The organism is Comamonas sp. A23, assembly GCF_004522605.1.
Taxonomy (GTDB): domain Bacteria; phylum Pseudomonadota; class Gammaproteobacteria; order Burkholderiales; family Burkholderiaceae_C; genus Comamonas; species Comamonas thiooxydans.
Map to the genome: position 1 here is coordinate 95876 of NZ_RSDT01000003.1, position 12540 is coordinate 108415.

Consider the following 12540-nt stretch of genomic DNA (forward strand, 5'->3'; position numbering starts at 1 on the left):
TGGCCGGATTGGGCTGTCTCAGCGCTTTTCCCTGATTCCAAGCCAGACGCCCATCAGGCCGCTGAGCGTTACTACCGTCATTCCGATCAGCGATGTGCTGTCGGGAAGCTGCCCGAAAAACAGCCAGCCCATCAGCATGGCAAAGCCTATCTGGCTGTAGAGGAAAGGGGCCACGGTTGCGGGCGTGGCGTGGGTGTAAGCCTGCAGCAGCATCAGGTGGCCAATGCCGCTGCAAAGGCCCATCACAGCCGCCGCTGCGTAGATCTGCCAGTGATCGACGGGTTGCCATACAAAGCCTATGAGAGGCGTGGTCAGAAGCAAGGGCAGCCAGGTCGAGTAAAGCTGGGTGGTCGGAGGTGAATCCAGGCGCGACAGGCGACTTCCTAGGACCTGGTAGGTGGTGCCCGATACCAGCAGACCAACAGGCCACAGGGCGGCCAGGCCCAAGGGCTGTCCATCGTTTTCCGGCCGGACGATGGCAATCACTGCCAGCAGACCGATCACCAGCAGCGACCAACGGGCAGGACTGACCTGCTCTTTGAAAAAGAGCGCCGAGGCCACCACGATAAACAGCGGCGCTGCTGACCAGATGGCCGTGAAATTGGCCAAAGGCATGTTCTTTATGCAGAAAAAGGCGCAGACCGTGGTCAACAGCCCCGAGATCGCTCTCAGAAGTTGAAAGCTCAAGTTCCGGGTTCTCAGTGCCGAAAGGCCGTGCCGAGGCAAAACCAGCACGCTGGTGACCAGAGCCTGGGCCGTGAAGCGCAGCCACAAAACCATGAGAACCGGAAGCAGCGTTCCCGTGAACTTGGTGGCGCTATCCAGAACGGCAAACAGCGCACAGGCGAATATGGTGAGCAGAACGCCGCGGATGGCAGACTGCGCTGACGGGGAAAGTGTGGGAGAGAGCCAGCCGGGGAACATGTCCGTAGCGATTTGCGACAAGAGAAGCGAGGAATTCTAGGGGGCGAAGTTGTCGGCTTTGGTTGTGACGCCCATAAAAATGCCCGCACTGTTAGGTGCGGGCACTGGATGGGGTGATGAAGGATTACCAGGGCATGGCGTTACGAATACGCGCAATTTTTTCGGCCTGCTCGGTCGAAGACTCCTTGGCGGTGCGCAGCGCTTGCCGGATGAAGACAAACAGCAGCAGCAGGAAACCGGTGCCCACAGCCGCACCAATGGCCAGCATGGACTTCTTGGGCTTGATGGAAAGTTCGGGCAGGGTCGGCATCTGGATCACATCGTCGTTGTCCAGACCTCCGAGGCGACGCTCCATGTCCAGAATCCCCTTTTGGCGATTGCTGTTCGCGGTCAGCAGTTCGCCATAGAGGCGGCTGGTGGCTTCGGTGACACTTTTGCCGGAGGAGAGATTGGCGGAGGTGTCATGCTCCAGCTTGAGCGACTCCTCCAGGCGTGTCTTCTCGGAGGCCAGCTGCACCTCCAGCTGCTTTTTTTCCAGACCGCGTGGCTTGCTCAGGGGAAACAAGGTGTCCAGCAGTGCCTGGTTGAGCTTTTGAGCCGCTTCGGGCGATTTGGCCTGCGTTGAAATATTCAGCAGCTTGTCCTGCTTGCCGACATTGACGGTGATGCGCTTGCTGAGCTTTTTATAGATTTCTTCCTTGGTCAGGCCATCGTCCAGGCCCGCAACAGGGGCAATCTGATGCAGCACGTCAGCAGACATGGCCAGGCTGGCGGCCATGGGGGCGGTAAAGCTGGAGCCGGGACGCTCCACCTGAACCGATGCGCTGCTCTCGTAGGTCTTGGGGATCGCCAGACCGATTCCGTAAGCCGCAATGCCAGCCAATAGCGGGCCGAAAATCAGAATTTTCCAGTTTTCTGCGAGAGTGACCAATAGATCCAGCAGATCCAGCTCTTCATCTTGTGGGGTTTGAACTTCCATCGATTTTTCTAAATGAATAAGCACTTTGACAAAACGATGAAATCTACCACTAAGAAAAGATTGGACCCAGTGTTTCTGTAACTCCTTATGCCAGGAGCCGGCACAGCGGCTCCAATGTGTTGCAGATCAGCGCCGGCGCTCCAGCAGCATGGAGTCTCCATAGCTGAAGAAGCGGTAATGCTGGGCAATCGCATGCTGATACATGCCCATGATGTGCTCATAGCCCGCAAAAGCGCTGACCAGCATCATCAGCGTGCTTTTGGGCAGATGGAAGTTGGTGATCAGCATGTCGACCACCTGGTACTGAAAGCCCGGTGTGATGAAGATGCTGGTGTCGCCGCTGATATTGCCGTACTTGGCCCAGGACTCCAGCGTGCGCACCGTGGTGGTGCCCACGGCAATGATGCGGCCGCCGCGCTGGCGGCAGCGCTCCATGGCGGCCAATGTGGGCAGGGGAATGTCGTACCACTCGCTGTGCATGGTGTGATCGGCAAGGTTTTCGGTCTTGACGGGCTGGAAGGTGCCGGCACCCACATGCAGGGTGACGCTGGCGCGTTCCACGCCCTTGGCTTGCAGGGCGGCCAGAACGGTCTCGTCGAAATGCAGGGCGGCGGTCGGTGCGGCTACGGCACCAGGGTGGGCTGCGAACACGGTCTGGTAGCGCTCGCTGTCTTCTTTTTCATCAGGATCGTGCTCGGCGTTTTGCTGGCGCTCGATATAGGGCGGCAGCGGCAGGTGGCCGAACTGCTCCAGCAATTCATAGGGCGATTCGCCCTGGTTGCCCTTGAAGGAAAGATGGAACAGCGGCCCGTTCTCGTCCGGCCAGCGGCCCAGCAGGGTGGCTTCGAACCCGCCGTTCTTGAGGCCGCCGCAAAGATGGATCTTGGCACCGGGCAAGGGCTTTTTGCTCACGCGCATATGGGCCACGATCTCGTTGTTCTGCAGCACGCGCTCGACCAGCAGCTCGATCTTGCCGCCGCTGGCCTTTTCGCCGAAGACGCGCGCCTTGATGACCTTGGTGTCGTTGAAGACCAGCAGGTCGCCGGGCTGCAGCAGATCGGGCAGTTCGCGGAAGATGCGGTCGGTGGCAGGGAGGCTGCGGCCGTCAAGCAGGCGCGAGGCGCTGCGAACGGCGGTGGGATGCTGGGCAATCAGGGATTCGGGCAGGTCGAAGTCGAAATCGCTGAGTGTGAATTCACGGGGGCAGGAAGACATGCGGTGCTTGAGGGCCGTACGAGGCCCGTTCCAAGTTCAATCAAACAAGTGGGTGATTGTCGCAAATCGCCATTAGGGCTGCCGGCTTCAGGGCTGAGCAGCGGCTGGATTCCAGAGCTCGTTGAGATTCCTGAAGGGCCAGTCGGCAGGGTCTTCGCGCCCGACTATGCTGTCGTTGGCCAGGGGGCAAGCCAGATCGAGAATCTCGGGTGTGATGCGGCGCTGTTGGCTGAGGCAGTAAAAGCGCCGCACTTTCGGGGTCAGCAAACAGGTCGGCGAGACATCCAGCACCACGGCAAGATGCTGCGACTGCAGCCGCACCAGCGAGCCCAGCGGGTAGATGCCCACCGTCTGGACAAACTGCTCGAAGATGGCCTTGTCGAAATGATGGGGCGCCCATTGCGCCATGCGCTGCAGCGCGATGGCCGGGTGCCAGCCCTGCTTGTAGGGGCGATCCGAGGTGATTGCGTCATAGACATCGCAGACTGCCGTCATGCGCGCCATCAGACTGATCTCGTCCTGCTTCAGTCCGTCGGGATAGCCCGTGCCGTCGACTTTTTCGTGGTGATGCAGGCAGGCGTCGGTAACGGCGTCGTCCAGCCCCTGAGGCAACAGGATTTCGTAGCCCCAGCGAGGGTGGGACTTCATGATGACCCATTCCTCGGCATCCAGCGGCCCAGGCTTGTTGAGAACATCCGGCGGCACTCTGCTTTTACCGATATCGTGCAGCAGGCCTGCGATACCGGCCTGATGCACCTGGTGCTCGTCCAGACCCATGCGGTGTGCCAGACCAATCATCAGCGCGCACACCGCAATGCTGTGCATATAGGAGTAGTTGTCCGCAGTCTTCAGTCGCGCCAGGCTGATCAGGGCGTGGGGGTTGCGCTTGATCGACTCGGCCATCTCGTCGACCAGCAGACCTGAGGCAGGCAGGTCCAGCGGACGGCCCAGGCGAACGTCCTTGAACATGGTCTTGAGCACATCACGTGCCTGCCCAATGATCTGATGGGCCTGCTGCAACTCCACGCTGGTTCTGGTGGGCCGTACCGGCGAGCTGGGCACAGCTTCGTCGCCTGGCGACTCCAAGACTTCTGCGGGCGTGATGTCGGGGGCGATGTCGGCCCCCTTGCCGGTGTCTATCCACACCTGGCGGATGGTGGTGGCAAGCAGGCGTTCCAGGTCCCTGGGCTGATCGAGCAGGAGGCGGGTACGCAAAAAGGGGTGCTCCATCCACGAGCCGCAGAACTCGTGCACAAACATCCCCGGGCGCAGGTGCTCGACATCAACTCGCTTCAACATGGATTTACGAGGAAACACATAGTAACAATTTGAGAATGGTAGCGATTTTGACGTTATTGCGCTGGCGGCAGTTGTTTGCGAACCTGAATATGCTGTATATACATACATTGCTTTCCCTGTCGCGGGGAGTGTAGTCAAGGAGTCTCAGTTGTCTGTGTCAAAAAAGCCTGTTACCGAGCCGAAGTCTGCTGTCAAGCGCGCTGCCGCTCGTGAGAAAAAGGCGGGCATGGACCAGGATGCAGCTCCCAAAAAGACCGTCAGCCCTGCGCAGCAGGCCTTGCAGAAGATGGGATTGACGCGCGATATCGATCTGGCTTTGCATCTGCCGCTGCGCTATGAGGACGAAACCCGCATCGTGCGGCTGAAGAACGCGCGTGATGGCGAGACGGTGCAGATCGAAGCCACGGTCACGCACAGCGAGGTGCAGCTGCGCCCCAGGCGCATGCTCAAGGTCACCGTGGATGATGGCAGCAGCACCTGTCTGCTGACCTTCTTCAGCTTCTATCCGTCACAGCAAAAGACCATGGCGCCCGGGGCGCGCCTGCGCATTCGCGGCGAGGTCAAGGGCGGTTTCTGGGGGCGGCAGATGATGCACCCTGCATTCCGGGTGGCGGGCGGCGAGCTGCCCACGGCGCTGACACCGGTCTATCCCGCCACTGCCAGTTTGCCCCAGGCCTATCTGCGCCGGGCCATTGCCTCGGCGCTGTTGCGTGCCGATCTGTCCGAGACCTTGCCACCGGGGCAGTCGCCTCCCATTGCGCAGTTCTATGGTCAAAATGGACTGCAGCCGGCATATGACTTGCGCAATGCGCTCATTTTTCTGCACCATCCAACGCCCGATGTGGCCTTGGTTACGCTGGAGGATCATTCCCACCCGGCCTGGCAAAGACTCAAGGCGGAAGAGTTGCTGGCCCAGCAGCTGTCCCAGTACGAGGCCAAGCGCGAGCGCGCCCGCTTGCGCGCGCCCGTGCTCAGGCCGCAGGCCGGCATGGCTGATTTGACCCAGCAGTTTCTGGCACAACTGCCGTTTGGCCTGACGGGGGCGCAGCAGCGAGTGGTGGGAGAGATTCGAGCCGATATGGAACGCCGTATTCCCATGCATCGTTTGCTGCAGGGCGATGTGGGCTCGGGCAAGACGGTGGTGGCAGCACTGTCTGCCGTGGCCTGTATCGAGGCCGGCTGGCAATGCGCGTTGATGGCTCCGACCGAAATCCTGGCCGAGCAGCATTTCGGGAAGCTGGTCGGCTGGCTGGAGCCGATTCTGGCGCCGCTGGGCAAAAAGGTCGCCTGGCTGGCCGGCGCCCAGAAAAAGAAGGAGCGCGCCGCGATGCTGGCGCTGGTGGAAAGCGGCGAGGCGGCGCTGGTCGTGGGTACCCATGCCGTGATTCAGGAGCAGGTGCAGTTCAAGAATCTGGCCCTGGCCGTGATCGACGAGCAGCACCGCTTTGGCGTGGCCCAGCGTCTGGCGCTTCGGCAAAAGCTCGCGGCCACGGGAATGGAGCCACATTTGCTGATGATGAGCGCCACACCGATTCCCCGTACCTTGGCTATGAGCTATTACGCCGACCTCGATGTCTCCACCATCGACGAGCTGCCGCCAGGGCGCACGCCTATCGTCACCAAGCTGATCTCGGACAGCCGCAAGGACGAGGTGATCGAGCGCATCGGCGCCCAGGTCGCCAGTGGGCGTCAGGTCTATTGGGTCTGCCCGTTGATCGAGGAGAGCGAAGCGCTGGATCTGTCGAATGCCACGGCTACCCATGAATATTTGAGCGAAATGCTGCCTGGTGTCATGGTGGGTCTGCTGCACTCGCGCATGCCCACGGCCGAGAAAAAGGCCGTGATGGAGCTGTTTTCTGCCGGCGTCATGGGAGTGCTGGTATCCACCACGGTGATCGAGGTGGGTGTGGACGTGCCCAATGCCTCGTTGATGGTCATTGAACACTCGGAGCGTTTCGGCCTCTCGCAGCTGCACCAGTTGCGCGGCCGTGTGGGGCGCGGCGCTGCAGCCTCGGCCTGTGTGCTGCTGTATTCGGTCAATGACAACGGGCGCCTGTCCGATACAGGCAAGGAACGCCTGCGGGCCATGGCCGAGACCAATGACGGTTTCGAGATCGCGAGGCGGGATCTGGAGATTCGCGGCCCGGGAGAGTTTCTCGGCGCCCGGCAGTCGGGCGCACCCATGTTGCGCTTTGCCGATCTCGAGCAGGACGTGATGCTGCTGGACTGGGCGCGCGAGCTGGCACCGCTTATGCTTGAGCAGTTTCCTGCGCTGGCTGCACGCCATGTCAGCCGCTGGCTGGGTGGAAAGGCCGAATATTTAAAGGCCTGAAATACCCAAACCTGCGTTTGAAGACGTAAAGAGTTACGTTTTTGCAGGAATATATGTAATCTTTTGCCTTGGCAATTTGTGATTGAATGCAAAAACAGGATGAATCAATGCTGTTAATGAGAATCCCAAAGACCCCCTCTCTATGACTCTTACCGAATTGAAGTACATCGTGGCCGTTGCGCGGGAAAAGCACTTTGGCCGCGCCGCCGAAGCATGCTATGTGTCCCAGCCTACGCTGTCCGTGGCGATCAAGAAGCTGGAGGAAGAGCTGGATGTCAAGATTTTCGAGCGCAGTGCCGGTGAAGTCTCGGTGACCTCGCTGGGCGAGGAGATCGTGCGCCAGGCCCAAAGCGTGCTCGAGCAGGCCAATGAGATCAAGGAAATTGCCAAGCGTGGCAAGGACCCGCTGTCAGGCGTTCTGACCCTGGGCGTGATCTACACCATAGGCCCCTATCTGCTCCCCGATCTGGTGCGCAACTCCATCAATATGACGCCGCAGATGCCGCTGATGTTGCAGGAGAACTTCACCGTCAAGTTGCTGGAGATGCTGCGCACGGGCGAGATTGACTGCGCCATCATGGCCGAGCCCTTCCCCGATACCGGTCTGGCACTGGCTCCGCTGTACGACGAGCCCTTCATGGCCGCCGTGCCCAGCACCCACCCGCTGGCGCAGAAGAAAAGCCTGTCCACCACGGATCTCAAGAACGAGACCATGCTGCTGCTGGGCGCGGGTCACTGCTTCCGCGACCATGTGCTCGAGGTCTGCCCCGAATTCGCGCGCTATGCCAGCAACTCCGAGGGCATTCGCCGCACCTTCGAAGGCTCCTCTCTCGAAACCATCAAATATATGGTGGCCGCCGGCATGGGCGTGACCCTGGTGCCGCGACTGTCCGTGCCCGAGGATGCACTGGCTCCCATTGAGCGCCGTCGCCGCGCCGATGAGCCTCATATTCGCTATCTTCCGATTCATGAGGAAGACGGCATTGCGCCGCCCACCCGCCGTGTGGTGCTGGCCTGGCGACGCAGCTTCACGCGCTATGAGGCGATTGCCGCACTGCGCAATGCCGTCTACGCCTGCCCGCTGCCGGGGGTGCAGCGTCTGTCGTAATAAGCGTGGCTTTAGCGGCTCGAAGAGGGCGGGAGCCTGGATTCGTTAAACCTGAAAGGTGAGTGCATGACCAAGCAAGGCAAGGACAAATCGCAGAAACAAAAGTCGGACGCCGCGCCGCAGGTGCCCGCAGGCATCCATATCGGCATCAGCGACGAGGACCGCGCCGCCATCGCCAAGGGGCTGTCGGCGCTGCTGGCCGACACCTATACGCTGTACCTGACCACGCACAACTTCCACTGGAATGTCACGGGGCCCATGTTCAACACGCTGCACACCATGTTCATGGCGCAGTACACCGAGCTGTGGAATGCCGTCGATCCCGTGGCCGAGCGCATCCGCGCACTGGGCCACCATGCACCTGGCTCCTATGCCCAGTTCGGCAAGCTCACCAGCCTGCCCGATGCCCCGGCCCAGCCGCCCAAGGCCCTGGAGATGGTGCGCATCCTGGTGCAGGGCCACGAGGCCGTGGCGCGCACGGCTCGCCAGCTGTTCCCACGTGCCGACAAGGCCGGCGACGAGCCCACGGCCGATCTGCTGACCCAGCGTCTGGCCGTGCACGAGCAGACTGCCTGGATGCTGCGCTCCCTGCTCGAGGAGTGAGCCGCGCCGCGGCAGCAGCTCGTCCCGGTCTTCCCCAAGCCCTGACGGGCTAGCCTCTGGAGGCCCGTCAGGGCTTTTTCGCTTTTGCTTTTGAAAGGAATGTCTGTGTTTTCTGCAGCGACTCCCGTGGTCCTGCTGGCGCAATGGGTGGACAGTCATGTCATCTGGGTGTTGCTGCTGCTACTGCTGGTTGGGGCCTGCATGCTGCGTTGCCGTGCGCAGGGCCGGGCCGAGTGGCTGTGGCAGGACCGCAGCGCGGACTTCAGGCCGGATGGCGGTCGCTTGCTAGCGGTGGCGGCACTGGCCGCTGTGCTTCTGGCCCTGCTGAGCGTCGGCGTGCACCAGTCCCAGTCGGTGCTGCCGCCTCAGGGGCTGATGGCCCTGGACCTGAAGCTGCAGCGCGCGGTGAGCGCGGCCCTGCCGCCCATGCTGCAGCCTCTGGTGCGGGCATGGACCCTGCTCGGGGATTTGCGCGTCATGGGGTTGCTGAGTCTGGTTGTGGGCCTGTGGCTGCTGTGGCGGCGCCAGGGTCTGCAGCTGCTGAGCTGGGTGGTGGCGGTGGCCGGCACCGGACTGTGGGTGCGTTTCATCAAGGGGACCATGCAGCGCGCGCGTCCGCTGGACGGGCTGGTGCATGAGGCCGGCTTCAGCTTTCCCAGCGGCCATAGCGCGGGCACGGCAGCGATTTTCGGCATGCTGGCCTGGCTGGCCGCTCGTCACCTGCCGCGGCGCTGGCGGACTTGGGTCTTTGCGGGGGCCACGCTGCTGGCCCTGAGCACGGGCTTGAGCCGCGTGCTGCTGTCCGTGCACCATGCCAGCGATGTGCTGGCGGGCCTGTGCCTGGGCCTGGGCTGGACGGCCCTGGTGCTCTGGTTGACAGACCGTGTCGAGCATGGGGGCGGCGCCATCGGGCCGCCGCAGGCCGAGGCACAATTGCCGCTGCGCTGATCGTGGCCTGGGGGCCCGGTCGTGATCTCCTGCCTTTCGGAACCCGTCTCATGTCCGCCTCCATCCCTGCTTCGCCGCGCTCCAAGCTGTCGCTGTATCTTGATCTGATCCGCTTCAACCGCCCTGCGGGTTGGCTGGTGCTGGTCTGGCCCACACTGGTGGCACTGTGGGTGGCCGGCCAGGGCTTTCCGGGCTGGCATCTGCTCGTGGTCTTTGTGCTGGGCACGGTGCTGATGCGCAGCGCGGGCTGCACCATCAACGATATTGCCGACCGCGACTTCGACAGGCATGTGAAACGCACCACCCAGCGCCCCATCACCAGCGGCCAGATCTCGGTCAGGGAAGCCGCCATGGTCGGCCTGGTGCTCACGCTGGTGGCCTTCGGCCTGGTGTTGTCCACACGCTGGGAGGCCGTGGCCTGGTCGGTGCCTGCCGTGCTGTTCACGATTCTCTATCCCTTCACCAAGCGCTTTTTTGCCATGCCTCAGGCCTTTCTGGGCATTGCCTTCAATTTCGGCATCGTGATTGCGTTTGCGGCGGTGACGGGCGAGGTCAGTGCCACGGCCTGGACGCTGTGGCTGGCCAATATGTTTCTGGTGCTGGCCTATGACACCGAATACGCCATGGTGGACCGCGATGACGATCTCAAGATCGGCATGAAGACCTCGGCCATCACCCTGGGCCGTTTCGATGTCGCGGCGATCATGCTGTTCTTTGTCCTGTGCTGGGGGCTGATCGCCTGGGTGCTGGCTCCTTATCAACTGGGCTGGCCCTTCTGGCTGGGCATGGGCGTGGCAGCGGCCCAGATCGTCTGGCATTTCAGCCTGATCAAGGACCGCACGCGCGAAGGCTGTTTTGTCGCCTTCAGCAAGAGCCACTGGATTGGCGCCGCAATCTTTGCGGGTGTGGCGCTAGGGTTTGCGTTGAAATAGTCCTGTTTTGATAGCTGAAAGCGCTTGACTGATAAGCGATGAATGCCTGAATGACTCAAAAAAACCGGCCGAGGCCGGTTTTCTTTATTTGCCGAACTCGGCGGCCAGCTCCTGTGCGCGGATCTGAGCCTTGCGCATGGCTTCGATGAAATGCTCGGGCAACTTCTGCTCCTGCATATGAGTGATGGCCGCGTAGGTGGTACCGCCCTTGCTGGTCACGCGCTGGCGCAGCACTTCGGCGCTTTCGCTGGAGCGTGCCGCCAGTTCCGAGCCGCCCGCAAACGTGGCCACGGCCAGCTTGTAGCTTTGCTCGGCGCTGAGGCCCATGTCGACACCCGCCTGGGTCATGGCTTCGAGGAACAGGAATACATAGGCCGGGCCGGAGCCGGAGATGGCCGTCACGGCATCCAGATGGGTTTCCTTGTCCACCCAGCTGAGTTCGCCGGTGCTGCCGATCACGGTTTCGATCAGGGCCTTGCCCTGGGCATCGACCTCGGGGCGGGCGAACAGGCCCGTCATGCCCTTGCCCACCAGGGCCGGTGTATTGGGCATGGCGCGCACGATGCGGTGGGTGCCGGTCCAGGCCGCAATGCTGTCGGTGGTGATGCCGGCCGCCACGCTCAGGTGCAGGGCGTGGCGGGTGTGGGCGGCAACGGGAGCGGCCGCTTCCTTGAAGCTCTGGGGCTTGACGGCCCAGACCACCAGCTGGGCGCTTTGCAGGGCCTCGGTGGCGGCGGGCAGGGCGTCGATGCCGAAGCTGGTCTTGATCGCAGCGCGCGTGGCTTCAAAAGGCTCGACCACGGTGATGCTGCTGGCCGGAACGCCCTGGCGGATCAGGCCGCCGATGATGGCGCTGGCCATATTGCCGCCGCCGATAAAGGCGATGGGAGGGAAGACGGAGGTCGAGTGGTCGGTCTGGCTCATGATGGTTCGATTCGCTTTGCAATGCAGCAAGTGGGCAAGCCTGTATTCGGATTTCAGGTGCAGAACGGCACTATAAACCTGTGCCGCAGCGGCCGGGCTCCTCGCTCAATGCGACGAACTGGGTGACTTCGGCGGGGTTGAAGTTGTTGTCGCTGACCAGCAGCAGCACGCGTCGGCCATCGGGCAGCGGTGGTCCCCAGCTCAAGCCCTCCAGGTTGTCCACGGATTGCAGGCCTGCATCCGCCAGGTCCAGCAGCAACTTCTTGTCGGCGGGCTGGTAGCTGCCAGGCTGCAGCCGGCTCTGGCCCAGCGTGTCACTGCTGGCGTCGGCGCGGGTGCTGATGCGGTAGATGCGGGCGCCGAAGCGCAGCGGTGGCGCAAAGGAGCGCTCCAGCACCAGCAGGTGTTCAGGGCCGTCGGCCAGCACGGCGCTGATGCCGTTGATGGCACCGTGTTGCAGCCACAGGTCGGCAGGCAGGGCATCGGGCAGATAGGCAAGCTGGCGCGCGGGCTGCTGCGTGCCCATGTCATAGGCGGTGATGCGCACCGGGCCGCCCGAGTGGTCAGCTGCGGGCAGGGCCCCGTCTTGTCTGAGCGCTGCCTCCATGGCCAGCCAGAGCGTTCGGCCATCCTGGCTCAGCGCCAGACCTTCAAGCGTGAAGTTGCTGCGCGGCCCTTGGGTCTTGCTGCTCGGCAGGTCCAGCTCGGGCGGCAGCGGCCATTCGCGCAGCCAGTGTCCATCCTTGCTCGATTGCAGCAATTGCGGGCCGAATCCGCGTGTGAAGTCGCCCTCGCTGCTCCACAGCAGGGACTGTCCTCCCGGCAGCACGCGCAGGGCTTCCGCGTCGGGCGTCGCGATGCCGGGCAGGGGCTGGCGGTGGCTGGGGTAGGGGGCCTGGGCAGGGCTGAGCAGCGGTCGGGCATTTTGCAGCCTGACCTGGTGCAGGCCGCTGGCGTCGTATTCGATGCGCGCCGTGTAAAAGCGCGCCGGCCCGTGGGCGGAGCGGTCGTCGCTGACCAGGTAGTACAGATTGCTGCCCGCGTCGTAGTCGATCGAGGACAGGCCGCCCACTGGTGTGTCGGCAAACTGCTTGTCGTGCTGCCAGCGGATTTCCCCAAGCAGGGACCAGGGCCGAGCCTCGGATGTGCTGCAGATGCGGTGGGGTGCGAGCGACGCCGTCGTGCAGGCAGCGAGGCAGGCGCAGATCAACGAGAGGCCCCAAAGGCAGAGCTGTCGTGGATTGTTCACATTTGTGCCTTGTACTTTTCGCTGATC

Annotated in this window: 11 protein-coding genes; 5 read left to right on the top strand and 6 right to left on the bottom strand. The window is 62.5% G+C overall.

What is annotated here, in order from left to right; genetic code table 11:
- Positions 1–18 precede the first annotated feature (18 nt).
- The 4 genes from EIC84_RS08735 to EIC84_RS08750 all read right to left on the bottom strand — a co-directional run bounded on the left by EIC84_RS08735 (position 19) and on the right by EIC84_RS08750 (position 4417).
- The gene (locus EIC84_RS08735; RefSeq protein ID WP_237704502.1) at positions 19–945 is read right to left on the bottom strand and encodes a DMT family transporter; all 927 of its coding nucleotides are present in this window, start codon (positions 943–945) and stop codon (positions 19–21) included.
- 103 nt (positions 946–1048) lie between these two features.
- Positions 1049–1903 carry a Wzz/FepE/Etk N-terminal domain-containing protein gene (locus EIC84_RS08740; protein ID WP_003068360.1) on the bottom strand — a complete coding sequence of 285 codons (855 nt, stop codon included), beginning with the start codon at positions 1901–1903 and terminating at the stop codon, positions 1049–1051.
- Between the two features lie 126 nt (positions 1904–2029).
- A complete protein-coding gene (gene queA / locus EIC84_RS08745; protein ID WP_003068363.1) occupies positions 2030–3118 on the bottom strand; it encodes a tRNA preQ1(34) S-adenosylmethionine ribosyltransferase-isomerase QueA in 1089 nt (362 codons plus the stop codon).
- A gap of 87 nt (positions 3119–3205) precedes the next feature.
- A complete protein-coding gene (locus EIC84_RS08750; protein WP_034362846.1) occupies positions 3206–4417 on the bottom strand; it encodes an HD-GYP domain-containing protein in 1212 nt (403 codons plus the stop codon).
- 148 nt (positions 4418–4565) lie between these two features.
- Here EIC84_RS08750 and recG point away from each other — a divergent pair, with 148 nt between their 5' ends.
- The 5 genes from recG (at position 4566) to ubiA (ending at position 10340) form a co-directional block, all read left to right on the top strand.
- On the top strand, positions 4566–6749 hold the full coding sequence (gene recG / locus EIC84_RS08755; protein WP_034362848.1) for an ATP-dependent DNA helicase RecG: 2184 nt from the start codon (positions 4566–4568) through the stop codon (positions 6747–6749).
- 142 nt (positions 6750–6891) lie between these two features.
- On the top strand, positions 6892–7857 hold the full coding sequence (locus EIC84_RS08760; RefSeq protein WP_003068373.1) for a LysR substrate-binding domain-containing protein: 966 nt from the start codon (positions 6892–6894) through the stop codon (positions 7855–7857).
- A 66-nt stretch (positions 7858–7923) separates the two neighbouring features.
- Positions 7924–8460 (top strand): Dps family protein, encoded by a 537-nt coding sequence (locus tag EIC84_RS08765; protein WP_003068377.1) that lies wholly within the window; start codon positions 7924–7926, stop codon positions 8458–8460.
- A 99-nt stretch (positions 8461–8559) separates the two neighbouring features.
- Positions 8560–9408 carry a phosphatase PAP2 family protein gene (locus EIC84_RS08770; RefSeq protein WP_003068381.1) on the top strand — a complete coding sequence of 283 codons (849 nt, stop codon included), beginning with the start codon at positions 8560–8562 and terminating at the stop codon, positions 9406–9408.
- 50 nt (positions 9409–9458) lie between these two features.
- Positions 9459–10340, top strand: coding sequence for a 4-hydroxybenzoate octaprenyltransferase (ubiA, locus tag EIC84_RS08775; RefSeq protein WP_003068384.1), 882 nt, complete (start codon positions 9459–9461; stop codon positions 10338–10340).
- An 84-nt stretch (positions 10341–10424) separates the two neighbouring features.
- Here the strand turns inward: ubiA and proC are convergent, their stop codons facing one another.
- Both proC and EIC84_RS08785 read right to left on the bottom strand, forming a co-directional pair.
- Positions 10425–11264 carry a pyrroline-5-carboxylate reductase gene (gene proC / locus EIC84_RS08780; protein ID WP_003068387.1) on the bottom strand — a complete coding sequence of 280 codons (840 nt, stop codon included), beginning with the start codon at positions 11262–11264 and terminating at the stop codon, positions 10425–10427.
- A gap of 70 nt (positions 11265–11334) precedes the next feature.
- Positions 11335–12513 carry an esterase-like activity of phytase family protein gene (locus EIC84_RS08785; RefSeq protein WP_034362850.1) on the bottom strand — a complete coding sequence of 393 codons (1179 nt, stop codon included), beginning with the start codon at positions 12511–12513 and terminating at the stop codon, positions 11335–11337.
- Positions 12514–12540 lie beyond the last annotated feature (27 nt).

Bases quoted from the DNA above. Each gene is read 5' to 3' on its own strand.
- EIC84_RS08740 (WP_003068360.1), bottom strand. From the start codon at position 1,903: ATGGAAGTTCAAACCCCACAAGATGAAGAGCTGGATCTGCTGGATCTA.
- queA (WP_003068363.1), bottom strand. From the start codon at position 3,118: ATGTCTTCCTGCCCCCGTGAATTCACACTCAGCGATTTCGACTTCGAC.
- EIC84_RS08750 (WP_034362846.1), bottom strand. From the start codon at position 4,417: ATGTTGAAGCGAGTTGATGTCGAGCACCTGCGCCCGGGGATGTTTGTG.
- EIC84_RS08760 (WP_003068373.1), top strand. From the start codon at position 6,892: ATGACTCTTACCGAATTGAAGTACATCGTGGCCGTTGCGCGGGAAAAG.
- EIC84_RS08765 (WP_003068377.1), top strand. From the start codon at position 7,924: ATGACCAAGCAAGGCAAGGACAAATCGCAGAAACAAAAGTCGGACGCC.
- EIC84_RS08770 (WP_003068381.1), top strand. From the start codon at position 8,560: ATGTCTGTGTTTTCTGCAGCGACTCCCGTGGTCCTGCTGGCGCAATGG.
- ubiA (WP_003068384.1), top strand. From the start codon at position 9,459: ATGTCCGCCTCCATCCCTGCTTCGCCGCGCTCCAAGCTGTCGCTGTAT.
- proC (WP_003068387.1), bottom strand. From the start codon at position 11,264: ATGAGCCAGACCGACCACTCGACCTCCGTCTTCCCTCCCATCGCCTTT.